The following is a 24,752-nucleotide window of genomic DNA, read 5'->3' as shown; positions in this document are numbered from 1 at the left end:
GACGTACGTCTATTTGGTTGCAGATTGGTTGCCAAATAGTCGGATAAGTAAGCCTTGAGTTTGATCGATCTCCTGCCATTACTAGTAATGATAATTAGGTGTGATATCGGGTACCAGACTGTGATATTGGAAAAATTATGCGAATTTATATTATGCGTCATGGGGAAGCCCAGCACTTTGCAGCCAGTGATGCAGAACGCCCGCTGACCGACAGGGGAGCCGCCCTATCCGAACAAATGGCAACTCAACTGGCAGGCCAGTTTGACAATGATTTGGACATGGTCTGGGTGAGCCCTTATTTGCGTGCACAGCAGACATGGCAGGCCATGGCCTCGCATTTGCCGGCGCCGAAGAAGGTCATGACGGTTGACGAGATCACCCCTTACGGTGATGCCGAAGATGTCGCATCCTACATTAAAGCCGTGGTCAGCATTGAGCAGCCGGAGAACCTACTTATCGTTTCACACCTTCCTTTGGTAGGGTATTTGACGTCGGAAATGGTCCCTGGTTTGCAGCCTCCAATGTTCATTACTTCTTCCATTGCCGCCATTGATTACCAGCCTGACAGTGGCAACGGTGAGCTGCTGTGGCATGCCAATCCTGAAGGGTAAAGTAGTCTGATATGCCCCCGGAATTCTTTGCGGAAAACCCCTAAGGTTTTTCCGGGCGCCGCCGATACAAGAGAACGTTGTATTCTGTAGCCGTAGACCTTCTGATGAAAGCAAAATTATCCCTTGCGATGGGTGTCGCACTGCTTGCTGGATGTGTGCAAATGCCGCCAGCCCCTAGCATTAATGCCAATGGAGCCATTAAATGGGCCAATGGTATCACCGAAGAAATGCACATTTCAGCGTCAGGCAGTACCCTGACATTCGCAGCACCACAAAGCCTATTCAATCCCGGCGGGATAACCATCTTCTCGCGGATAGACAGTGCCCGTAACGGTAGCTGCGAACACTATTACAGTGAACAGGCAGTCAAGACACGACTGAACATTTGTGGCAGTGGGGAAGTTACCCTGATAGCGGAAGGTCAGGTGATCAACGTCGGTGCACTGGCGAGGTTCAATTACGGATAAGCGTGGCGTATTGAGTGTTGTAAGAAGGGGGGAGAGTGTTGCCAGAAATTGGCGAGAGCTCTCCCCGAGAACTATTGCTCAGACATTACCTTTCCGGAATATCCAGCAGCACCAGTAGGGCACCATTACCGCCAAACTCTAATGGCGCCTGATGGAAAGCCATCACGTCAGGGTGCTGTGCTAACCACATCGGCGCTTTTTGCTTGAGAATATGCTTGCCGATGCCATGCATAACGCAGCAGCAGGATACCTTTTCCTTGATGCAAGCGGCTATCATGGCAGCCAGTTCACGTTTGGCTTCTTTCTGGGTCATTCCATGCATGTCCAGATACATATCCGGCACATACACCCCACGGCGTAATTTTTTTACCTCATACTTAGAGACACCAGTACGGGCATATTGGGTTGGGCCATTCTCGTTGAGGTGAGGTTCAAACTCGTCAGAGAAGTAAAACTCGTGATTTTGTGTCTCTTTTGCCGAGAGTTTCGGCTTATCACTCTTTGGGCCCTGTCGGCGGGGCGTGATTATGGTATCATTGGTGATCTTTTTTACGCCCTTAACCGCTTCCTGGAAGAGCATCAGATCATCGTCCAGGTTAGTATCTTTTTTGCTCATAGTGAAATTCCAACAACTTTATAGCGGTATTGTAGCGCCATTCGGAGTCTATTTTGGATAAGATTTTTGTCGACGAAGCTGTCAACGAACTTCATACATTGCAGGACATGCTACGTTGGACGGTTAGCCGTTTCAATGCTGCCGGTCTATTTTATGGTCACGGTACAGATAATGCGTGGGACGAAGCCGTTCAGCTTGTTCTGCCAACCGTATACCTACCACTTGACGTTCCTTCGGAAGTGCGTCATTCACGCCTGACCAGCAGCGAGCGTCACCGTATTGTTGAGCGAGTGATCCGTCGAATCAACGAACGTACTCCTGTTGCTTATTTGACCAACAAAGCGTACTTCTGTGGTTTGGAATTCTTTGTCGATGAGCGCGTGCTTGTGCCACGTTCGCCAATCGGTGAGTTGATCGAAAACTTCTTCGAACCGTTCCTCAAAGAACGCCCGACCCGCATTATGGACTTGTGTACCGGTTCTGGTTGTATCGGTATTGCTGCGGCCCATGCATTCCCGGAAGCCGAAGTCGATGTCGTTGACATCTCGGTCGATGCGCTAGCCGTTGCCGAGCAGAATATCCAGGACCATGGTCTGGAGCAGCAGGTGATCCCACTGCGCTCTGATTTGCTGCGCGATGTACCCAAAGATCAATACGACTTGATCGTGACCAACCCGCCGTATGTTGATCAGGAAGATATGGACAGCCTACCGGATGAGTTCCGTCATGAGCCTGAGCTGGGCCTTGCTGCGGGTACTGATGGCCTGAAGCTGGTTCGCCGCATCTTGGCCAACGCGCCGGATTACCTGAAAGAAGACGGTGTACTGATCTGCGAAGTGGGTAACTCGATGATCCACATGGAAGAGCAATACCCGCATATTCCATTTACCTGGATTGAATTTGAAAACGGCGGCCACGGCGTATTCATGATGACCCGCGAGCAGTTGCTCGAGTGTGCCGATGAGTTTGCGTTGTACCGCGACTAATTAGATACAGTCTGCACAGTTACAAAAATGCCGCCAACCGAAAGGTTGGCGGCATTTTTTTGTATTAATAACACCTGTGTTTAGCAATCTAGATTGAGTTTGCTTTGATATTACGTTGCCGACGAGCCCTCAGAATTTTTATTGCAGGCTTTTCTAAATAGTAATAGCTCAGTGTTGAAATACTGATGGCGATAGATATAAATACACCAGCGCCAATGCAAGCCGTGCCCCAGCTTGTCTGGTTCTGCCACGTTGTCAGTTGTTCTGGGAATAATAGATGAGCGATTTCAATACCCGCAAGTAACAACACTGCATGCCAAAGATACAGGGAATAGGAAATATCGCCAAGGAAGCGGGTAAAGCGGTTGTCCAACAGTTTAAATACGGGAGTATTTCTTTCGGACTGTTGAGCTGAAATTAAAACTAAAGCAGCAAAGCTCGAGACAACCAAAACATTATGGTAGCTTGTTTTTTGTAAGTGAAGCAGGCCAATACAAATAGCAAATATTGTCCACAGCGCAAAATCATTGTTCATTATGCGTTGTTGTTTTTCTGTAATTGAGACGGTGTACATCCAAGCACCCAGAGTAAAACTCGTAATTGCCCTTATAAAGGCTAACAGTCCGCCAGTTACATCCAATGAACCTTTTGTATGATTGATATAAAGTAACCCAAGTATGAATATAACAGGGAAAAGGAAAGAGAGTTTCCTCTTTAATAGAAGAGACACCAAGAAAGGAAAAATCATATAACTCAGCCATTCGACACTCAATGACCATGAAGATATATTCCAAGATAAATCTGTGACGAGAAAACCATGTAGCATTAATGCATTAGGAAGTAAGGCTTCCGAGCGGTTGAATGGCCCTTCGAAGGCGGGGATCCCGCTCATACCCCATTTCTCGAATAGTGCACCGCCATAAAAACCTATTCCATTACTCGCTTTAAAGGTCTCCCAGGTAATCAAAACGATGAGGGTGATAAAGAATAAGGGGTAAATTCTGGAGAATCTTAGCCATATGAAATGCTTCCATTTCGATGGTGTTACGCCTCGAACAAACGTTGATTGATAGACGTGCATCATGACAAAGCCACTAAGGATAAAAAAGAGATCAACCCATAAATATCCATTTTCTACAAAGTGGGTATATTCTGTTAGAGGTGTCATCCATTGTGGGAATATAATTATCCTGGCATGGAAGAATACGACACATAAAGCAGCAATACCACGAAGTGGGGTGAGTATTGGAATAGCGCTTTTCATAAATACCTACGCATTATTGATGGGAAATATATTTATTTTCTGGATAAAAAATAAAATAACAACCGATTGAATAGGGATATCAGAGTTTGGATGCGTTTTTATTATGTTATTTTGAACTATCTTCCACTCAATATTTATTATCTGTAATAAGGACTAAATAAATGTTTCTTGCCTCGCAAATTTAAATTTTACAGCAAATTTAAAATAACAATGGGGGGATGACGTGTTGGGGGTGTGAAGTCACTTGGGTATAGAGGTAAAAAAGGGAAAGCACGTTGTGCTCTCCCTTTGTTTTTTTTGGGGTTTAAGCCGTACCCGCCTGCTGTTTGGATTTTAGCTCTGCCATGATATCGGTTTGGTTGGCTTGATAGTCATCAAGACCGGCTTTGCGCAGATCACATGACGGGCAGTCACCGCAGCCATCACCAATGATACCGTTGTAGCAGGTCAGGGTTTTCTCTCGGACGAAGTTGAGCTTACCGTATTGGTCGGCTAGCGCCCAGGTCTCGGCCTTGTTGAGCCACATCAACGGGGTTTCAATCTTCAGTGCACGGTCCATACCCAATACCAGTGATTGGTTCAGCGACTTGACGAATTCGTCACGGCAATCCGGGTAGCCGGAAAAATCGGTTTCACATACACCGGTGATCACCGCTTCGGCACCGATCTGGTAGGCATAAATGCCGGCAAGGGTCAGGAACAGAATGTTACGGCCAGGAACAAATGAGTTTGGTAGGCCATTTTCCTGCAATTCGTGTGAGACAGGGATATTGTCGCGGGTCAGGGAGCTGATCGCGAGTTCATTGAGCAGGCCCACATCCATTACTTTGTGCGCTGTAACGCCCAATGCTTTACAGACAGATTCAGCCACTTCAATTTCCAGCTTATGACGCTGGCCATAATCGAATGTAATGCAGTGCACTTCATCATAATGGGCCATGGCTTGGATCAGGCAGGTCGTGGAGTCTTGGCCGCCACTAAATACAACTACGGCTTTGCGCATGAAAAATTTTCCTATGTTGTTGTCGTACCGAAAAACAGTCGGTAGGGACTACCCCTTATTGAAATTAAGGATAGGCCAACAGCAGGTTCTCTATTGGCAGGCTCATGCTACCGCAGCAGTGACAAAGAAAAAAGCTCTGTGATGAAAAGCCGCAGCTCTTGTTGGGGGCGTTGCCGCGGCTAGATGAAAACGAAGGTGTTAGCTCAGCTTTCCGGTTTGCTCAAAAGTCTCGAGCTGGGCAAGGTAGCCACTGATATCGCCAATGTTGCTCTCAACCCACGCATTATTGAAGTAGGTATCGAGATATCGTTCACCACTGTCACACAGCAAGGTGACAATCGAGCCATTCTCGCCACGGGCTTTCATTTCACAAGCTAGCTGCAGTACCCCGTAAAGATTGGTACCGGTCGATGCGCCAGCCTTGCGGCCAAGCAATTTTTCCAGCCAGTGCACTGTGGCAATACTTGCAGCATCAGGAATGGTGCGCATCTCATCGATTATGTCAGGTATGAAGCTAGGCTCGACCCGTGGGCGGCCAATCCCCTCGATACGGCTGCCGCAATCACTAGTCAGGGAGGTATCACGGGTTTTGTAGTACTGATGGAACACTGAGTTTTCTGGGTCAACCACACAAAGCTTGGTCGAGTGCATTTGGTAGCGGATATAGCGGCCAATGGTTGCAGAGGTGCCGCCAGTTCCCGGGCTCATCACTACCCAGCTTGGGATCGGGTGCTCTTCGAGTCTCATCTGGTCGAAAATACTGTTGGCGATGTTGTTGTTGCCTCGCCAGTCGGTGGCCCGCTCAGCATAGGTAAACTGATCCATGTAGTGGCCATTGAGCGCTTTCGCCAAGCGGCGGGATTCTTCATAGATCTCGCTTGGGCTATCGACGAAGTGCGCGCGGCCACCGTAGAACTCGATTTGTTCGATTTTCTTGCGCGCGGTTTTACGTGGTACGACGGCAATAAACGGCAAGCCAAGCAAACGGGCAAAATAGGCTTCTGATACCGCGGTACTGCCAGAAGAGGACTCGATGACTGGTGTATCTTTACTAATCCAGCCATTACACAGGGCAAACAGGAACAGAGAACGAGCTAAGCGGTGCTTGAGGCTTCCGGTTGGGTGGGTGCTCTCATCTTTTAGGTAGATATCAACCCCCTCCAGAGAAGCAAGATCCAACTTGATCAGGTGTGTATCGGCTGAGCGTTGGAAGTCGGCTTCAATTTTGCGGATCGCGGTGTGGATCCATTGTGGGTCGTGGCTCATAGGGGGTCCTTTTACGCTGTGTCTGACTATTTATATTATGGTGATAATGTATGACGAGGAGCAGAAAAAAACTTTATTAAATTTACTCCTTATCACTTAAAATAGAGAAAATTATTCTGGTTTTTAATTATCAGGTGAAACATATTGGCTAATCTAGACAAAACAGATAGAACACTACTTCGTTTACTACAACAAGATGGCACATTGGCCTTAGCAGAGCTGGCTGAAGCGGTGAACCTGACGACTACGCCGTGCTGGAAGCGGCTCAAACGACTGGAAGAGAGTGGTATTTTACGCAAGCGGGTTGCCTTGCTCGACCCGGTAAAGCTCGGCTTATCGTTTACGGCTTTTGTACAAATCAAAACCAGTAACCACTCCAAGGAGTGGTACCACAAGCTTGTCGATACCGTCGCCGACTTCCCCGAAGTGATGGAGTTCTACCGCATGGCCGGTGAGTATGACTATATGATGAAGGTACAAGTAGCCGATATGTCCGCTTTCGATCTGTTCTACAAGAAGCTGGTTAATAGCATCGAGGGGCTGACCAATGTGACGTCGACATTTGCCATGGAACCACTGAAGTACACAACCGCTTTGCCTGTGTAGTTGGCGAGGGTATGGTTTAGCAAGCCGAGAATTCTGATCCTCGATGAAGCCACTGCCAATATTGATTCCGGTACTGAGCGCGATATTCAGCGGGCACTGAACAAGAGGCGGGATAGGCCGCCTCCTGAACTTTTTCATTAACCTCAGGCGGGGGGCGTTACTTACTCCCGGTATGGCGCATCAACCCTTCCTGTACAGCTGAGGCCACCAGCTCCCCTTTTTGGTTGTAGATTTCACCACGTACCAAACCACGAGCATTGCTTGCTGACGGGCTATCGATGGCGTAGAGCAGCCACTCATCCATACGGAATGGGCGGTGGAACCACATTGAGTGGTCAATGGTTGCGACCTTCATCTGGGGATTGAACAAGCTAACGCCATGGGGCTGCAATGCCGTCACCAAGAACCCCCAGTCAGAGGCATAGGCCAACAGGTACTGATGGATGCGTGGGTCGTCCGGCATCTCGCCATTAGCCTTGATCCATAGGTACTGCTTGGCGTCGGCGGGTTTCGGGGCGAGTGGGTTAATCACATTGACCGGACGGACCTCGATCGGGCGATCGCAACCAAAATGCTTCACAGCGCTTTTAGGGAGTTTGTCGGCGAGCGACATCACCAACTCTTGCTCCGACATCAGGCCTTCATGCGAGGGGACCTGTGGCATCCGAGATTGGTGTTCGAAGCCTTTTTCTTCTGCTTGATAAGACGCCGTGATATAGAAAATTGGGCGGCCAAATTGAATCGCTTTTACCCGCCGGGTGCTAAAACTGGCACCGTCACGCAGGGTTTCGACATCATAAATAATGGGTTTGTGTGGATCTCCAGGTCGCAAGAAATAGCTATGAAATGAGTGAACCTGACGATCTTCATCGACGGTTTCCTTCGCTGCAGACAAAGCTTGGCCAAGCACTTGGCCACCATAGACTTGCGGTAACCCCAAATGTTCACTTTGTCCGCGGAATAATCCTTGTTCAAGCTGCTCTAAATGTAGCAGAGTGAGAAGTTCATTCAGTTCTTTGCTCATCGGATCTCCATAAATAATGTTATCATTACGCGCCGTGGGGAGTGGAATAACCTTCCTATAATGATTGATGATCATTCAGTTTAAACATGAGTTCAAGTGCTTGTCACACATCAAAATGACAGTTTTGCTTTAGGAGAGACAATGAAAAGGGTTTTTGCACTGATTTCGGCATTGATTGTAGCGTTGGTCGTATCGGCGTGTACCAGTTTGATCGAACAAGATGCAGACTTGGAAGTGGTGAAGGGTACCTTAACCTACAAAGAGCGTATAGCATTGCCCGATAATGCCCGTATTACTGTGACGCTGGCGGATGTGTCAAAAATGGATGTCGCTGCAGAAGTGCTGAGTCGCCAGGCATTTTTGGCCGATGGCAAGCAGGTGCCATTTGAGTACCAGCTGAACTTTTCTCGCCAGGAAATTGTTCCCAACCATACTTATGCTGTTAGTGCTCGTATTGAAGTTGATGGTAAACTGCTGTTTATCACCGATACGGCTAACCATGTACTGACCGATCAGTCCGAGTCTACTTACAAAGACTTGGTATTGGTGAAGGTGAACTAAAATGTCTTGTAGATGCCGCCGTTCTTGGCGGCATTAGAGCCCATCCCATCGATATTGCTTCAATTTAAGCCGTCCGGCTTCGCTTACCTCGACTCCTTCATCAATTAATTTACGGCGTTGGCGTTGTAAATCATGTCCCGTCAGGGAAATCTCCCCTTTTGCGTTCACTACCCGGTGCCATGGCAGGGTTGAACCTTCTGGCAACGTCGCCATCAGGCGGCCAACTTGGCGTGCATAGCCCGGAAAACCTGCAAATTTGGCGATATCGCCATAAGTTGTGACTTTTCCATGTGGAATTTGGTGAACTTGGGTGTAGATTTGCGCCGAAAAATCATCCATATTTATACCTGTACCAAAAAAACCTGATGGCTGATCATGGTATTACGGTTATCAGAGAACGCAAGGAGGTGCTGCCATGTTGTATGCCGCGTTACTTGTTATGGTCAGCATAACGTTGACCATCGTCGGAGTTAGTGCATTGGGGCAAAGCCAAGGAGAGCTGCCTGCACTGGCCCTTGCTATACCCGCTTTATGGTTATTACCACAAGGTGGTGTGTCGGCCTGGCTATTGTTGATTGGCCTGGGCACTTTCGGTTTTGTTCTCCCTGAACAGCCTGTTGCCTTAGCGGTAAGTGTCTTTATGATGCTGCCGGTTTTTGCTGTGAGTTTCTCTGCAAAGAGTTCCTGGCAGTTGGCTGTATTGTTGATCTCCATCGTCCTTGCTATGGATGTTGGTCTGATGGCCCTGCAAGCCGAAGGCAAGCTAGAGGGGAGCCCTATCTATACCATCATTCAGATCCTTGCTGTCGGCGTGATTTGGATAGCTGCACGTAGTTGGCGCTCGGTAGAAGGTAATACCTGGTGGCCGCTATTTTTGGTGGTTCCGCTTTGGGTCGGTGGTTTAGCCCATGCCGCTCTGGTTGCCCTCTGTGTCACCGGTTTGATTGCCTCCCTGCAGGGAATGGCAAAAAGTAAACTCAGTGAATGGGTACCCCGGATGATGTGGATTCTCCCTGCTGTCGGCTTTGCCACCTTGGTCCTGGTGCCGTGGTTCGACGTGCCGAATCCGATATTGGTTGCTTGGTTGCTAGTTTTGGGTGGCGCATTACTGGGGGAATATCTGTTGGAAGATCCGGAAGAAGAGCTATAAGGCTATGCTAACTGTGTGAAAATGGGAATGTTTGACCAATAAAGCGGCAGTCGGTTGGGAATCTGCTAGTGGGCTATTGCAATAGCCTCAGTCATAGCGGATAATCCTCCTCGTTCTCTTACAGAGACAAAGAATCTATGGAGGCCCTGCTGGTCCTCTCGCAACACTACCTCGTGAACCCGGTCAGGCCTGGAAGGGAGCAGCCGCAGCGAGCGACGTGTGTGCCGAGATGTGGCTGGTGGGGCTTCCACCCATCTGTCGCGATGTAATCTGCACCATATCCCTTGCATATCTTCCTTGATACCCTGCATAATTGGCACAATAAGCGTGCATAAGCTATTTTTGTTGTAGTTAAACAACAAAACGGGCTGGTCTTAATATGTACCGCCGTAAGCTAAAACATTCCCGAGTAAAGAATCTTTTTAAGTTCGTCAGTGCAAAGATGAACCAAGTATTAACAGTCGAATCATACCTTGAGTTTGATACCTGCTTTCACCTCGAATATTCCGCATCTATATCTTCATTTATTGCTCAACCTGAAGGCTTTACCTATCGCTTCGAAGGGCGCGAACATTCTTACACGCCTGATTTCTATATTGTTGAAAATAAAGAACGTAAGTGGATGGAAGTAAAGCCATTTAGAAAGACTCAGAATCCAGAATTTTTAGAAATGTTCAGAGCTAAGCAGGCCAAAGCTCAACAAATTGGCATTCCTTTACTGCTTGTGACAGAGAAGCAGATAAGAGTTAATCCTGTTCTAAATAATTTGAAGATCTTGCACCGCTACTCAGGCTTTCAGGACTTCACTGATATACATATCAAGCTACTGTCGCTAGTAAAGTTAAATGGGAAAATAAGCATATTTGATGCCGCTAGCTATTTGAACATCGATTTAGGTTTGATGATTAAAGTGGCGTTTAGTTTGGTATCGCAAGGGGTGTTGCAGACTAATTTAGTAAATGAAGAACTTAGCATTTCTTCGCTCATATGGAGTAAATGATATGAGTATGAACAAGCCGCAACAAACTTTTTGGAATGAGATGCATGGCGAAGTAGATAGTCATAATAAAACTAATGATCTTGATCGTAAGTCAACTGAGCCAGAATTATTTGAAAGAGATTTAGCGACATATCTTGATGATGTTCAAGTTGAAGTTCGACGCCGATATGAATATCTAACTTGGATAGAAAAGCATCTTGCTGGTGGCTGGACGCAAAATAATTTAGAGCCATTGCTTGTTGAGGCTGCCAATGAGATAGAGTTTCTACCTCCCAAGTGGAGGACAGTAGCGAAGTGGTGGAGTTTATACTCTTCATCCGGAAAAAAGATAACGTCTCTAGTACCAAAGGTGCATCTAAAGGGAAATCGAAAGCAAAAAGTTGAGAATGATACCGTTTTCTTTGACCGTGCTGTGGAACGTTACTTAGTACCTGAGCGTCCCTCTATTGCTGCAGTTTATGAATACTATTCTGATCTTATCCGTCGTGAGAACCAGCAACTTGTTGGAGAGAAGATTCAAGCTCTCTCTTATAAAGGCTTCTATAATCGAATAAAAAAACTTCCAGCCTATGAAGTCGCTGTCGCCAGGCATGGAAAATATCTCGCTGATATTGAATTCAATAAGATTGATGCTCATTTGCCGTCAAGCCGTGTGCTAGAGAAAGTTGAAATAGATCACTCTCCTTTGGACCTCATTCTACTTGATGATGAGCTTGATATACCGTTGGGGCGGCCGTATCTTACTTTGCTTATTGATCAATACAGTAAAAGTATTGTTGGGTTTCATCTTGGTTTTAAAGACCCAAGCTATTACTCAGTTATGAAAGGGATATTAAATGCGATAAAGCCTAAAAAGTATATCCATGAGCGCTTCCCCAGCATTGAAAATGAATGGTATTGCCAAGGAAAGATGGAGTCTTTGGTTGTCGATAATGGTGCTGAGTTTTGGAGTAAGAGCCTCGAACAATCTTGCTTGGAAGTTGGGATACATATTCAATATAACCCAGTTAGAAAGCCTTGGCTTAAGCCTTTAGTCGAGCGGCTATTCCGGACAATCAGCAGTAAGTTGTTAGTCTCTATTCCCGGTAAGACCTTCTCCAACATTTTAGAGCGTGAAGAGTATGATTCACGCAAAGATGCCGTTATGCATTTCTCTACGTTCAATGAGCTATTTCATAAATGGATTATTGATGTTTACCACTATGACTCAGACTCTAAGAAGCGAGCAATTCCGTATCTAAAATGGCAAGAAGGTGTTTCTGTAATGCCACCGATCACTTATAGCCATGATGAATTAGAAAAGCTCTCAGTGATTTTAGGCTTGAAAGAAAACCGTAAGCACCGCCGAGGTGGTATTCATATTCATAGTTTGCGTTATGACAGTGAAGAGTTAGCTGACTATCGTCGGATGAACCCAAGTGATATTGAAGTTCTAACCAAGACAGATCCTGACGACATATCAAGCATTTACGTTTACCTGGAGCGAGAACAGAGATACTTGAAAGTACCCTGCATCGACCCTGTTGGATATACCCAGAAGCTATCCTTAACTCAACATAATATTAATAAACGCTTGTGTCGGGACTTTATCAGTGACAAGTTAGACTTAGATGCGTTAGCTCGTGTGAGGTTGTATATCCATGACCGCATAGAGCAAGAAGCTGAAGAGATAAACAACTTGAGCCGAGGAACAACCAAGCGGAAGACAAAAGGGATGGCACGGCTAGCCAAGCACAACGGTGTTGCCAGCGATAGTCAAGCAAATTGCGAACCTGAAGTTTTACCTGAGCTATCTTTAATTAATACAAAATCAGCTCCTAAATCTTTGCCCAATTCAGACGATTGGGATGATTTTACATCAGACTTGGATCCTTACTGATGGCCTTGTTGTCTCCGGAGAATGAAGTTAATTATCAGAAGTTTGTTGATGCTTTTGTCGAAATGCCTATAGCCACAACTATCATGGCGGATTTTGATAGACTGAGATACAACCGGAAATTTGGTGGTGACCAGCAATGCATGTTACTAACTGGAGATACAGGATGTGGTAAGTCTTTTCTTATTCATGAGTACTGTCGGCGAGTGAACCTTAAGACTGCTTTGGATACACTCTTAATTCTCTCCAGCCGTATCCCAAGTAAACCAACATTGGATAGTACAATTATTGAGTTATTAAAAGATATTGGACATTCATTTGCAACATATCGAAAAGGTAAAAGCGGTGACCAAGCTTTAACAGAATCACTGATCAAATGCTTAAAATCAACTGAAGTCGAACTGATAATTATTAACGAATTTCAAGAGCTTGTTGAGTTTAAATCAGGGAAAGCTTTAAGTGAAATAGCAACTAGATTGAAATATATCAGTGAAGAAGCAGCAGTCCCTATTGTGCTTGTTGGAATGCCTTGGTCAGTGAAGATTGCGAAAGAGCCACAATGGGCATCGAGACTATTGATCCGAAGGAGGTTATCGTACTTTACACTATCCAAAGAGCCAGAAGAGTTCATTAGATTCATTAAAGGGCTTGCAATCAGAATGCCTTTTGATGAGCCTCCTAAGCTGGACGACAAACATACTATTTTAAGCTTGTTTGCCACATCAAAAGGGCAAATTAGAACCCTCAAGCACTTTATGAATGAAGCGGTAAAAATTGCCTTAGAACAAAATTTCCCAACGCTATCAAATCAACAACTCGCTAAAACATATCATTTGATGTTTCCTGACTTACCAAATCCATTTCACCAATCTATCGAGCAGATTGAGGGGCAAGAAGTCAGCGTAACGTCACATTATGACAGCGGTGCTGATAACGAATTTGACGCAGTAATCCCTACTAAGTACACAGATCTCCTTCCGCTATCGCAATTGTTGCGTCAAACTAGAAAAACTAAGTAATCCTTAGTACATTTAAAGTGTTTATACTAAGACAATCTTAGCTAAATCATCATTTTGCTAAGAGCTTGCTATGACAAACCCAATTCCTGTTCGCCTGAAATCTGCAAGAAAAGCAGCAGGATACACTCAGCAACAATTAGGTATGGCCTTGGGTATGGAACCAAATACAGCGAGTGCGAGGATGAATCAGTACGAGAAGGGGAAGCATACCCCAGATTATCAGACCATGAAGCGAATCGCTGATGAACTGGGTGTGCCGGTCGCGTACTTTTACTGTGATGATGATTTGTTGGCTGAGTTGATATGTGCTTTGGGGAAAGTCGATGCGCAGAAGAAGCAGGAGCTTTTGGATGAGATTAAGGCACTGAAGGAAAAGTCTTAGTAAGATCCTAGGTAATAAAACACTTTTGCCCCTTTTCTTGATAGAGTAAATACTCATACATATTCTGTTTACCTGATTTTTTAATACCTGAACTAATGTAGACCGATTGTTTCCGAAGAATCAATATAGCTCTCTTTACTCATAATGAGCATTGAGCTCTATGCACTAATCATTTATTACCTCATGTATTACTCTGTCGGAATTCGCTTCAAAGGTCTGCATACAAAATCGAAGTGGCCTACCAAAATTTGTACATTACTAACAAATAATCGCGCGGATAACTTTGCTTGTAAGTGGTTGATTTTGTTAATAAGTAAAGAGTTCGTGACTGTCATTTTTCATGATTAATATCTAACGAATAACGAACATTGAGGAATTTTCATTTTTTATTCACTCTGAATATGATTAATATTCAATTCTGGTCTACTAAGGAAAGCAAGGTTTAGATTGAAACCTAATCAAAAAGGATTTGTTCGGCTTATCTATGCCACAAGGTATTCATGGTTTGGTTTGCGAGCAGCCTGGCGTTCCGAAGCCGCATTCAGACAGGAATTGGTGTGTTTTTGTGTATTAACACCTATGGCACTTGCTTTTCCCGTTGGCGGCTTGGAGAAGTTATTGCTCATAGGTTCATTGGTCGCGGTTATCGTTGTCGAATTACTTAATTCGGCCATAGAGGCTGTGGTCGATCGGATTGGACATGAAAGACATGAGTTATCAGGTCAGGCAAAAGATATGGGATCTGCTGCTGTTCTACTAACTCTTTTAATGGCGATATCTACCTGGGGGTATGTCGTGTTCTCCATTTTAACCATGTGATAAATAGTCTTTATAAGACAGGAGTTAATAAATGATAGATATTGTAAAAAAACGTTTGGGGCTCCTTTTCCCTTTAGCTATAACGCTTTTTGTCTGCCTATTTATTCTCATGTTATCCAGGATAGGATTAAGTGTCTGGCATGGCGATCGTGTTAATGAGGCTGACGGGTGGACAGCCATTTTGCTTAACGGCCTGCGTGTTGATATTTCTACTTTGAGCTATCTGTTGGTGCTTCCCTCGCTGTTGACATGCGTGCTGGCTAGTAATGGTAAGTTAGGGAAAGGCTGGTTATTTATTCTGAGAATTTGGATCGTTTTCGGGTTATGGTTACTGGTGTACATGGAGCTCGCGACACCTTCGTTTATCCTGGAATATGATGTACGTCCTAATCGACTATTTATTGAGTACCTGATTTACCCTAAAGAAGTTTTTGGGATGTTATGGAGCGGCTACAAGCCTGAACTGTTCATTGGCACACTTGTTAGCACGGCAACGTTATATTGGGGATGGAAATTCACTCGCCATTTGGTGACAGGCCTGACATTTCCACGTTGGTATTGGCGGCCAGTGCTTGCTGCCCTTGTGGTGGTACTTGGAGTCATGGGGGCGCGTTCTACATTTGGTCACAGGCCACTCAATCCGGCGATGGTAGCTTTCTCTACCGACCCGTTAGTTAATGATCTTGTTCTTAATTCTTCTTACTCCCTTGCTTTTGCGGCCAAACAGATGGAGGCAGAAGATAGTGCTTTCAAATATTATGGCAAGATGGACAGTAATGAAATCATTGAATTAGTGCGTGAGGCAACTGGGAAAGGTGGTCAGAACTTTGTCTCTGATTCAGCCCCTACAATGGCTTATCATGCCGCAACTTATCAAGGTAAACCTAAAAACCTGGTTATTCTTTTGCAAGAAAGTCTAGGTGCGAGGTATGTGGGTGCTTTGGGTGGCTTACCATTAACACCAAACCTCGATGGATTAATGACAGAGGGCTGGAACTTTACCCGTATGTATTCAACGGGTACCCGATCAGTCCGAGGAATTGAGGCGGTGGTTACTGGCTTCTCGCCGACACCTGCCCGTTCAGTCGTTAAGCTCGGTAAAAGCCAAACAGGTTTCTTCACTATTGCTGACCTATTGAAAAGCAAGGGATATCATACTCAGTTTATTTATGGCGGAGAAAGTCACTTTGATAATATGAAGAGCTTTTTTTTAGGTAATGGCTTTGTTGATATGCAAGACTTCCCGACCTTTAAAGATCCAGCGTTTGTTGGATCATGGGGAGCATCAGATGAGGACTTATACCAAAAGGCCCATGAGCAATTTTCTCACCTAAACGCTGATAATCAGCCTTTTTTCAGTCTGGTCTTTACCTCTTCAAACCATAGCCCGTTTGATTATCCTGATGGCCGAATCACGCCATATAATGCACCAAAGCAAACACGGGAAAATGCGGCAAAGTATTCAGATTATGCTTTAGGGGAGTTTTTTAAGCAGGCAAAATCATCTTCTTACTGGGACAACACTATTTTTGTTGTAGTTGCTGATCATGATTCTCGCGCTTACGGAAATCAGTTGGTTCCCATTGACCATTTTCATATTCCGGCGGTGATTGTAGGAGAAGGCATTCCGTCAAAACAGGATCCTCGTCTAGTGAGTCAGATCGATCTTGCTCCTACGCTACTGTCTCTTATTGGAATTAATAGCGTTAACCCAATGATTGGACACGATATGACCAAGGACATTGACGAATCAAAGCTGAGGGCTATGATGCAGTTTTATAAGAACTTTGCCTGGATGGACAATAATAATGACGTTGTCATTTTCCAGCCAGATAAGCCTGCTAAAGGCTTCCATTACGATGAAGAAACAACCGAATTACTTGCTCGTAAGGTGCCAGAGGCAATGGTAAAAATGGCAAAGGCTAATGCTCAGTGGGGTAGCCTTGCTTATCAAAATAATTTTTATCATTCACCAGGGGGTTACTAATCCGATTAAGATTATTCGTAAGAGATGTTAAGGGCAAAGTGCCCGTTATTATATTGTACGTTGAAATCAATAATGGCGGCTTTAAATAATTAAGCCGCCATTTCAATTTTAACTAAGGTTGGATAAGTGTTTGCTTACGGAAGCTCGTTCTTTCCTGTTTGCGAGCATTGGCGTACGCAGAGTCATTTTCGAACCTGATGTACATTACGATCCTTAAACTCGATTAGAACGCTGGTATCTGGCTAGAGCTTGATATGAAGTTAGGTTAGATATGAATCTTTGTATATCTAACCTATCATTTCGACAAATTTAACTTTTGAAGCGTGACATACACTAGTATCTATTCCTTGAATAGAAATACTGACAGCTGATAAATTGCCAAAGAAGTCTGGATATTAGTAAGTTGAAATGAAATATGAGTTACAATACTTTTATAAAACATGAAAAAAATTATTCTTGGGGATTCCTGCTGCTGGTCTAATTGTGATTGCCATGATGTTTTTTTCTGAAGTGTCTCATCACATTTTTTTTCAGAGCTTGTTAGTTTGGATTGTGACTAATTTTTTGCTTGCAATAATGCATGGCTTTGTAGTCAAAGAAAAAATGTCACGAGAAAAAAATACCACCAAAGAAGTTAAATAAAACCAACTTAGTGAATGCATTAAAAAATTGAGATTTGGCTGATACGACAGTTAATGTTCAATGGATGTAACAGTAAAAAGCCACCTTTCTATTTAGATAGCTTGTACGATGTTGTAGAGCTGAATTGACTTAAATATCACGCATGGTGGTTTTGCATTACCTATTGTTATTCATCACTTCCTAAATTAGTCAAATCACTGACTCAGTTTTGTCCAATACCTTCTTAGCGAAGTATCTAAACGTCTGCTAACCTAAACTAAGTAATCCTTAGTTTGGGTTGTCCATGTTTCTAATTACACCAGCCAAGCTATACTCCGATGAAGCACTAGAGAGCTTTCTGATTCGGCTCTGTGAAGTCAATGGATTTGAATCATTTCAATTACTTAGTGGTGCGATGCGGGATTACTTAATTGATACTGACCATCAAGCTGCTGGAGCATTACCTCGTGAGCTCTGTCAGATAAATCTATATCATGCAAAGCATTCTAGTGGCTTTAGGATGCGGGCTTTCGAGCTTTTGGACTCGTTATTTGATAGTGATGCCAGGCCATTGGTGAAACAAGCTTTGCTACGATCTGCTGTGACCTTCTCTCCTAATCTATCTTCAGTATTTCGAAATGGTATCCATGTCCCTCTATGCTTTGCTCGAGATGGTTATACACCCGTATGCTCAAAGTGTTTACAAGAAAGTCCTTATATTCGTCAGTACTGGCAATTCCAGCCTTATCAAGCATGTCACTCACATGGCATCGACTTACTTTTCAATTGCCCTTCGTGCCAAGTAGCACTTGACTATCAGAAGTCAGAACAGATAACCCATTGTGTATGTGGTTTTGATTTACGCGATGCTTCTCCTAGAGAAGCATCTGCGGACAATATTGCGTTGAGTAGGCTCGTAGCTGAGGGAGAAAAACTGGATGTACAGTCTATTACTAGTTGGCTTGGGGCTTTATTGTGGTTCACCCGAAATTACAAAGGCATGATTGCAGAAAGCGAATGTGGTGAGCCTGATTTTTCAAGGGCTGTTGAGTATTTCGCTAGTTGGCCGCATTCTCTGGAGAAGGAGTTGAAGGAGGTTGCTGATGGTGCGGAGTTGAAGCTGGTTAAAGCCTTTAATCATAGTGATTTTTCAGAGGTCTTTGGTGATTTGGTGTCTTCTGCTCGAAAGCTACCTTCAAGCGATCTTCGGCAAAACTTTATTCTCAAAGCTATCATCGAATTTCTTCATGAGCTGGTTCATGATAATCCTAAATCGAAGGTAGCCAATATTGGTGATTTAAAATTAACCGTGCCGGAAACTGCCGCGTTGCTAACGACTTCAACTGAGCAAGTTTACCGTCTTTACGAAGAGGGCTATTTACAATCCTCAATACGTTTTAAGCTTCACTCAAAGTTATCCCCAAACGATGCTGTATTCTTTTTACGCCATGTTATTGAGCTTCGGGCCTCAGGAATGGCATCAGACTACAGTACTAATGAAGTCTATCTCCCATCATGGTAGGCCTATGCATCTATCAGATTTACTTGATGTTCAAGATACCGCTGAACGTAATCAGCAACTAAGAAGAATACTTGCTTCCTATACTGACTTAATCGATGTAACTGGCTGCGAGGTTGAGTTGCTTGTTATTGCTATAAACCAGACGGTGCCAAGAAAGGATGTCGAAGACTTATTGGACAAAAAACTAGCCAAAGAACTCTATAAAAACAACGAGCATTTTCAACGCTGTATCGATGAAGTTCAGTGGTTTCACACCCACAATCTGAAGTATCCCGATTCTCGCGTAAAAGGACAAAGAATCATTGCCCAAAGCCCAATGAAGGTTGAGGGAGTGCTTAGTAGTGCCAACCTTCCTGTTTGCCTCAGTTGGTCGCACAACAGTTCACAGGTTAATCCGGCCAAGTTCTTTGCGACAAAGTTTATCTGGGAAGGTGTAGCAACATCATTACTTGATGTTTTTATTGAAACTGAACCACAGTGGAAAACAGCTCTTAGGGGGATGGGACTTTCGATAAATCGTCTGATAGATATGAGGGCAACATTAATTGAAAGCCATAGTTTAAACCTCATTCCGGAAGAGGTTAGTGACTATTCCAAACAAATCCGTGTTCCATATGAAGGCGATTATTGCGCACTAACACCAGTTGTAAGTAATAGTGTTCAGTCACAATTGCAGAAAATGGTTTTTGGTCGCCGTGTAATAGCCACAAAAATTGAACATAGCCACCCTGCAAGCGTCGGTAGTTTAGTTGCATCACTAGGTGGCAATATCAGAGTACTTAACTACCCCCCAAATGTTCGAAGTAGAGCTTCCACTGGGTTTTGCTTAGGTGAAGGGATGCGTGGCCACAAGCTTCTTGATAATTCAGCAATAAAAGATGATCGCTTTTTGAATGCTCTTAGCCAAATTGTTGGAGAAAACCCAGCAATAACATTGAGGCAGAGGCGGCAGTTGCGAGTATCGGCACTTCGCTTTGTACGCAAGCAGTTTGCTTTGTGGATAGCTCCCACAATGGATTTCCGAGATAGCCTTGAAATATCTACCGAGTCTGAATCATTTACTGAGCCTGTAGAGGAGCAATTAGTATATCTTCCTCCTGAAAATCTACCGGAAGTGCTTAACGCACTAAACACGCGATTTCACCAAGCACTGCAGTATCATTGGCGTGGAACACGTTATGCGTATCACCCTGAGCTTATTATGCCGATAAAGCACCAGCTCAACTGGTTACTTAGTTATATTGCAAATCAGGAGGTTAATGAATTTTCATCTCAGACAAACTCTGTGTACTTGCACTTAAAACAACTCGTGGTCCATGACGGGTCAATGTTGTCGAACCCTTATATATCAGGTATTCCTTCCATAACAGCATTAGGTGGGTTAATGCACAACTACCAAAGGAAACTGAGTGGGCTGTTAGAGTGCCGGTGTGAGATTAAACGTGGGGCTTGGTACATTGGTCAGTTTAATCAACAGGTCTCTAAGAAACTACCAGAGCCAGATAAAGTGAGGTATCAGAAGAAGTTATCAGATGTACAGCGTCCAGGTATTTTAGATGGTAAATACGCTGACTTAACCATGGACTTAGTACTGGAGCTTAAGTTACCCGACTCTCATCCTATTCCTGAGATTTCGTTGCTACAAGCCGCTTTCCCATCACGGTTTGCAGGAGGAACATTACTTCCCCCATCATTGTTTGAACTTAGTGAATGGTTGCAAGCTTACACTAATTCCAGTGAATTATTTTCAGCTTTAGCTCGTCTACCCCGTAGCGGCTGTTGGATCTACCCTGATGATAAGGGAGTAAACTCTTTCGATGAACTGGTTCAGCGACTTAAGATAGATGGTGATTTAAAGCCTGTTGGTCTGGGCTATATACCTCTAGAAGAGCCGCAAAGCCGAGTTGGAAGTATTGCCCATAAGCACTGTTTTGTTGAACCTTGTATAGGCGTTGTTCAGTGTAAGAACCCGATTGAGATGAGGTTAGCTGGTGCTAAGCAGTTCTACACCTCAGCCTTTTGGCGCTTTGATATTTCAAATCAAGCTATGCTTATGAAAAAGGCATTTTGAGGCAAGAAGTATGAAGATTTGCCGCCACTTAAGCTACGTACGCTCTCTTTCTCCGAGTAAGGCCGTATTTTATTATCAAACACCTGATTCAGACTTTGTGCCTATTCAAGTCGAAAGCAACAAGATTAGGGCTGCGAAAAGTGGCTATACAGAAGCTTACGATAACAAGCAAAATATCAAAAATTTAGCTCCTCAAGATTTAGCTTACAGTAACCCTCAATGCATAGATTCTTGCTATGTCCCGCCAAATATACCAGAGATACATTGCCGGTTTTCTTTGAGAGTAGAAGCTAACTCATTACAGCCTGAATGCTGCGAAGATGAGAAAGTGAGGCGTTATCTGACACAGCTAGCATTTTTGTATGCACAGTTGGGAGGATACCAAGAGTTAGCAAGCCGTTATTGCAAGAATATCCTACTGGGAAGTTGGCTATGGCGAAACTATCAAACATTAGGTACTCAGATTGATGTCATTACATCAACCGGGAGTAGTTATGAGATAAGGCTGTACATATGAGTCAAATGATTATTTTTGGTAGTTAAATCTGTTATTTAACATAATGGGCATTTAACGAAGCTAAGTATGTACTCAATTTAAAGTTGACAAGACAACTTGCGTGTGTGAACTATTGCATATTCATTCGATATGCGGTGTGGCACATTGAAAATACTTATTTTGGATACCGAAACCACAGGGCTTGATGGTAGTGCTGAGATAGTCGAGATTGGTATTATAGATATGAGCGGTAACGTTATATTTGATAGCTTGATTAAGCCGCAATCATCAATCCCATCAGAAGCAACTGGTATTCACGGTATAACTAATGCCGATGTGGCTACTTCACCTATTTGGCCAGAAGTGCATAATCAAGTCTGCTCTCTACTCGATAACGCAATTGTCCATATTTATAATGCTCAATTTGATGTTCGAATAATTAATCAAACTATTAGGCGGTATGGATTGAGTGAACCTAAATATACCGCTGAATGTGTGATGCTACGTTATGCCAAAGAATACAACGAATGGAACGCTTTTAGAGGTAATTATGCTTGGCAGAAACTAACTAATGCGGCCCATCAACAGAATATTGAAATTAATGATCTGACAGCACATAGAGCAGTATCTGACTGTGAGATAACTAGACGGCTACTGCTAAAGCTCAATGCTGGCGATATTAAACAGTGTACTTGAAGAGCTAATAATAATTTATCACCCTGTCTATCGATAAATCATGTTATCTTTAACACGCATATACTACCTGGAAGGCCAATCTTAGTTCGGTGGGGAAATTCGTTGTATGTTTTTGTTTTATATTCACAAATTATGAAAATTAATATAGCTGCGTAAATAGTAGATAGGGTCATGATGTGAAGAGGTGACTTTGCATACTCGTATTTTCATCAAACCCTAATGCTTTATAACCACGGCTTCGCTTGGCATACATCTTAACAAGCATTGGGATGTTTACATCCACATAATCGATGACTCGGATTTCATCTTTACCATCGAACTCTCTTTGTATCCGGCCAACATACTGAACGAGGGCACCTTTCCAAGACATAGGCAAAGCTAGGACTAACGTATCAAGACGAGGTAGGTCAAAGCCTTCTCCTATAAATCGGCCAGTTGCGACCAACACCTGAGTTGTTGCCAATTTTCTATTAACCTCATCCCTGTCGCGCTTATTCATTGCACCGACTAGTACTTCATTTTGTATGTTGTTATTAGTGAGTAATTGACCAAGAGCTTTTGCATGCTCTCGGCGCTCAGTAAGCACAATAGGTACTCGATTTGATCGAATTTCTGCAATGATATCGTTAATGATTAGATGATTTCTTGCTTCACTTTCAATGAGCCACCTGTAAACATCAGCAATATGCGGTCGAGGGTCTTGAGTTGTTAGCTTTAAAGGAGCCTCAAGTATGACTTCTTTCTTTTGAAGCGATTGTATGAATTTTGCTGAGCTGTCCGGTTTTATCGTGTGTCTGACCTTACCAGCTTGCATGAAAATAATAGGTTGATGTCCATCTCTTCGTTCCAATGTGGCACTTATGCCTAGTATGTATTTTGAGTGAACCTCACTTAGTAACCTTTCATATTGTGGAGCAGAAAGGTGATGGCACTCATCAATAATAATCTGGCCGTATTCATGCAAAACAGGGTTAACCGTGTTATCCCCCCGATTTAACAGACTTTGGTAGGTAGCAACATCGACAAGTTTTGTTGGTTTTTTCTTAGTCCCGCTCAAAGTACCGACTTCTGATCCAGTCATGAAAGCTTTGAGCCTTTCTTGCCATTGCTCGACCAGTTGTTTGTTGTGAACCAAGATCAGTGTGTTTATTTTTCTTCTACATACCAATCCTATAGCGGTGACGGTCTTACCAAATGCAGTAGGGGCATGCAGTACACCAATATCAAACTTCGAGATTGCTTCTATGGCTTTCTTCTGATCATTTCTGAGTTCACCATTGAACTTGATGTTTCTTAACCTTGTCCCAACTCGTCTTTTATCTTCTAAGTTGATACGTATGCCAGTTTGCTCAAGTAATTCGAAGGCATCATCAATGCATCCCCTTGGTAGAGCAAGGTAGCCGCTGTCTACTTCAGCTAACGAGATATATCTTGATATACCGTTTGTCGATAGCCTTAGTCCCTGAGCTTTGAAAAACTTAGGGTTTGAAAATGAAGCAAGTTTCTTTAATTTAGCAATGAGAGCATTTGGTAATCGCTCCATAGGTATGTAAACCTTATTAGCTAGAACGATGTTGATACTCTCAGGACACCCGGAGATCACTGCTATGGGTGAAGGTAAATTACGGTCCCAAGGCTGTGAAGCTGACCCGGATTCACCTTGTTGGGCTACTTCATCAGAAGCTATTAACTTTACCATTGCTTCTGTACTGATTTTTTTCGTTGAACCTAACACTTGCCACTGATCTTGATAAGGCGTGAAAGTTGCGTCTATGAACTCTGAGTTACTGTCTTTTCTAGCGGCTTTTTGTAAGGGAAGGGCTATTAAGTTGCCTATGCCTGCTATTGGCAGAGTATCTTGGTTTGGAAACAATCGATCATATGACTCAAAGGACAAGTTGCCATGAATCTGCATGGCTTGATCAAGTAGCTTAAATCCGAGTTTTCTTGCACTTGCTGCATGCACTTTATCTTCAAAGAAAATCCATATGTGTGCTCCATTCCCTGAGCGAGAACGTTCGAGCAAATAGTCAATTTCATTGACTCGACATGCTTCTGCGTAAGCGAGTGCAGCTTCTTTCCAATCTGACTTGTCAAAATCAATCGCTAAGAACCAACAATGACTATCACTATCCATGGGATAAATGCCAATAATGGAATTACCCGAAAGGTGGTCATATATGGCTTGAGTATCTAATGGTTTAAAGGCTTGATTAGGGCACTCAAGGCATTTTACTTTAGGTTTATTACATAGGTCTGGTTGCCACTCGTTGTTACACGCTATTGAGTAGCCTGAACGGCCTTGCTTGTTTTGCCAGCGAGTTGCGTAACAGTTGTGGTTGCCGCGAAAGTAGTGCTGAAAGAGCTCCACTTTTTTCTCAGGAGACATCTGGTTGTTGAATGTAGGTTGTTCGGCATCTTTAGCATTCAGGAGGGTAAGCTTCTTCTCCTCTAATCGTGCTAGTTTTGCTTTTAGGGCTGCAATCTCTTGATTTATAGTAATTAGTTCATCCATGTAACCAACCTAAGAAAGGACTCCCCAGCGGAGACGATAATAAAGACATTACAAATTAAATATAGGCTAGTACAAGGCTTAAGCTGCTTTTTTATTAATAATCAATGCTGTAGGGTGTGTAGTGGTACGGTGAATTTGGCCACCTGATTAGAGGTGATATCATCACCTCAGAAAGCTAACAGGTGACACAATGA

23 protein-coding genes and 1 other RNA gene are annotated in these 24,752 nt (G+C 43.8%); 17 read left to right on the top strand and 7 right to left on the bottom strand.

What is annotated here, in order from left to right:
• Positions 1 to 137 precede the first annotated feature (137 nt).
• Positions 138 to 611, top strand: coding sequence for a phosphohistidine phosphatase SixA (gene sixA / locus NHN17_RS16220; protein WP_255043660.1), 474 nt, complete (start codon positions 138 to 140; stop codon positions 609 to 611).
• 104 nt (positions 612 to 715) lie between these two features.
• Positions 716 to 1,078 (top strand): hypothetical protein, encoded by a 363-nt coding sequence (locus NHN17_RS16215; protein ID WP_255043658.1) that lies wholly within the window; start codon positions 716 to 718, stop codon positions 1,076 to 1,078.
• An 85-nt stretch (positions 1,079 to 1,163) separates the two neighbouring features.
• Here the strand turns inward: NHN17_RS16215 and smrB are convergent, their stop codons facing one another.
• A complete protein-coding gene (gene smrB / locus NHN17_RS16210) occupies positions 1,164 to 1,694 on the bottom strand; it encodes an endonuclease SmrB (protein ID WP_255043656.1) in 531 nt (176 codons plus the stop codon).
• Between the two features lie 53 nt (positions 1,695 to 1,747).
• On the opposite strand from smrB, the gene prmB reads away from it, so the two are divergent.
• The gene (gene prmB / locus NHN17_RS16205; RefSeq protein ID WP_255043655.1) at positions 1,748 to 2,680 is read left to right on the top strand and encodes a 50S ribosomal protein L3 N(5)-glutamine methyltransferase; all 933 of its coding nucleotides are present in this window, start codon (positions 1,748 to 1,750) and stop codon (positions 2,678 to 2,680) included.
• Between the two features lie 88 nt (positions 2,681 to 2,768).
• Here the strand turns inward: prmB and NHN17_RS16200 are convergent, their stop codons facing one another.
• From NHN17_RS16200 to NHN17_RS16190, 3 genes are all read right to left on the bottom strand, one after another.
• Positions 2,769 to 3,944 (bottom strand): acyltransferase family protein, encoded by a 1,176-nt coding sequence (locus NHN17_RS16200; RefSeq protein ID WP_255043654.1) that lies wholly within the window; start codon positions 3,942 to 3,944, stop codon positions 2,769 to 2,771.
• A 304-nt stretch (positions 3,945 to 4,248) separates the two neighbouring features.
• Complete coding sequence (gene queC, locus NHN17_RS16195) at positions 4,249 to 4,947, bottom strand: 7-cyano-7-deazaguanine synthase QueC (protein ID WP_255043652.1); 699 nt, start codon at positions 4,945 to 4,947, stop codon at positions 4,249 to 4,251.
• A gap of 198 nt (positions 4,948 to 5,145) precedes the next feature.
• Positions 5,146 to 6,213, bottom strand: a complete 1,068-nt coding sequence (locus tag NHN17_RS16190) for a PLP-dependent cysteine synthase family protein (RefSeq protein WP_255043651.1) — start codon at positions 6,211 to 6,213, stop codon at positions 5,146 to 5,148.
• A 144-nt stretch (positions 6,214 to 6,357) separates the two neighbouring features.
• On the opposite strand from NHN17_RS16190, the gene NHN17_RS16185 reads away from it, so the two are divergent.
• Positions 6,358 to 6,819, top strand: coding sequence for an Lrp/AsnC family transcriptional regulator (locus tag NHN17_RS16185; protein WP_255043649.1), 462 nt, complete (start codon positions 6,358 to 6,360; stop codon positions 6,817 to 6,819).
• A 157-nt stretch (positions 6,820 to 6,976) separates the two neighbouring features.
• Here NHN17_RS16185 and tesB read toward each other — a convergent pair whose 3' ends face one another.
• Positions 6,977 to 7,843 carry an acyl-CoA thioesterase II gene (gene tesB / locus NHN17_RS16180; RefSeq protein ID WP_255043648.1) on the bottom strand — a complete coding sequence of 289 codons (867 nt, stop codon included), beginning with the start codon at positions 7,841 to 7,843 and terminating at the stop codon, positions 6,977 to 6,979.
• 141 nt (positions 7,844 to 7,984) lie between these two features.
• Here tesB and NHN17_RS16175 point away from each other — a divergent pair, with 141 nt between their 5' ends.
• Positions 7,985 to 8,404 (top strand): YbaY family lipoprotein, encoded by a 420-nt coding sequence (locus tag NHN17_RS16175; protein ID WP_255043647.1) that lies wholly within the window; start codon positions 7,985 to 7,987, stop codon positions 8,402 to 8,404.
• A 33-nt stretch (positions 8,405 to 8,437) separates the two neighbouring features.
• Here NHN17_RS16175 and NHN17_RS16170 read toward each other — a convergent pair whose 3' ends face one another.
• Positions 8,438 to 8,743 carry an MGMT family protein gene (locus tag NHN17_RS16170; RefSeq protein ID WP_255043646.1) on the bottom strand — a complete coding sequence of 102 codons (306 nt, stop codon included), beginning with the start codon at positions 8,741 to 8,743 and terminating at the stop codon, positions 8,438 to 8,440.
• Between the two features lie 76 nt (positions 8,744 to 8,819).
• Between NHN17_RS16170 and NHN17_RS16165 the strand changes: the two genes are divergently transcribed.
• From NHN17_RS16165 to NHN17_RS16110, 12 genes are all read left to right on the top strand, one after another.
• Complete coding sequence (locus NHN17_RS16165) at positions 8,820 to 9,554, top strand: VP0952 family biofilm-associated protein (protein WP_255043644.1); 735 nt, start codon at positions 8,820 to 8,822, stop codon at positions 9,552 to 9,554.
• Between the two features lie 147 nt (positions 9,555 to 9,701).
• Positions 9,702 to 9,798, top strand: an RNA gene (gene ffs, locus NHN17_RS16160) — signal recognition particle sRNA small type.
• 198 nt (positions 9,799 to 9,996) lie between these two features.
• Positions 9,997 to 10,554, top strand: a complete 558-nt coding sequence (locus tag NHN17_RS16155; protein WP_255043642.1) for a TnsA endonuclease N-terminal domain-containing protein — start codon at positions 9,997 to 9,999, stop codon at positions 10,552 to 10,554.
• Between the two features lies 1 nt (position 10,555).
• Positions 10,556 to 12,433: a TnsB C-terminal domain-containing protein gene (locus NHN17_RS16150; protein ID WP_255043640.1), complete on the top strand. Its 1,878-nt coding sequence runs from the start codon at positions 10,556 to 10,558 to the stop codon at positions 12,431 to 12,433.
• Positions 12,433 to 13,449: a TniB family NTP-binding protein gene (locus NHN17_RS16145; RefSeq protein WP_255043639.1), complete on the top strand. Its 1,017-nt coding sequence runs from the start codon at positions 12,433 to 12,435 to the stop codon at positions 13,447 to 13,449. Before NHN17_RS16150 ends, NHN17_RS16145 begins: the two co-directional genes overlap by 1 nt.
• Positions 13,450 to 13,519: 70 nt before the next feature.
• A complete protein-coding gene (locus tag NHN17_RS16140; RefSeq protein ID WP_255043638.1) occupies positions 13,520 to 13,831 on the top strand; it encodes a helix-turn-helix domain-containing protein in 312 nt (103 codons plus the stop codon).
• Positions 13,832 to 14,278: 447 nt separating this feature from the next.
• Entirely contained in the window at positions 14,279 to 14,650 is a 372-nt protein-coding gene (locus NHN17_RS16135; protein ID WP_064602824.1) for a diacylglycerol kinase, read from the top strand.
• A gap of 31 nt (positions 14,651 to 14,681) precedes the next feature.
• On the top strand, positions 14,682 to 16,637 hold the full coding sequence (locus NHN17_RS16130) for an LTA synthase family protein (protein ID WP_255043636.1): 1,956 nt from the start codon (positions 14,682 to 14,684) through the stop codon (positions 16,635 to 16,637).
• Between the two features lie 925 nt (positions 16,638 to 17,562).
• Positions 17,563 to 18,780, top strand: a complete 1,218-nt coding sequence (locus NHN17_RS16125) for a TniQ family protein (protein ID WP_255043634.1) — start codon at positions 17,563 to 17,565, stop codon at positions 18,778 to 18,780.
• Between the two features lie 4 nt (positions 18,781 to 18,784).
• Entirely contained in the window at positions 18,785 to 20,851 is a 2,067-nt protein-coding gene (locus tag NHN17_RS16120) for a type I-F CRISPR-associated protein Csy2 (protein ID WP_255043633.1), read from the top strand.
• Positions 20,852 to 20,861: 10 nt separating this feature from the next.
• Positions 20,862 to 21,368, top strand: a complete 507-nt coding sequence (locus NHN17_RS16115; protein WP_255043632.1) for a type I-F CRISPR-associated protein Cas7f/Csy3 — start codon at positions 20,862 to 20,864, stop codon at positions 21,366 to 21,368.
• 144 nt (positions 21,369 to 21,512) lie between these two features.
• Positions 21,513 to 22,043, top strand: a complete 531-nt coding sequence (locus NHN17_RS16110; RefSeq protein ID WP_255043631.1) for a 3'-5' exonuclease — start codon at positions 21,513 to 21,515, stop codon at positions 22,041 to 22,043.
• 169 nt (positions 22,044 to 22,212) lie between these two features.
• Here the strand turns inward: NHN17_RS16110 and NHN17_RS16105 are convergent, their stop codons facing one another.
• On the bottom strand, positions 22,213 to 24,558 hold the full coding sequence (locus tag NHN17_RS16105) for a TOTE conflict system archaeo-eukaryotic primase domain-containing protein (protein ID WP_255043630.1): 2,346 nt from the start codon (positions 24,556 to 24,558) through the stop codon (positions 22,213 to 22,215).
• Positions 24,559 to 24,752: the final 194 nt, after the last annotated feature.

The sequence above is a fragment of the Photobacterium pectinilyticum genome (genome assembly GCF_024357955.1).
GTDB classification, from domain to species: domain Bacteria; phylum Pseudomonadota; class Gammaproteobacteria; order Enterobacterales; family Vibrionaceae; genus Photobacterium; species Photobacterium pectinilyticum.
This window is presented reverse-complemented; position numbering and strand designations above follow the sequence as displayed.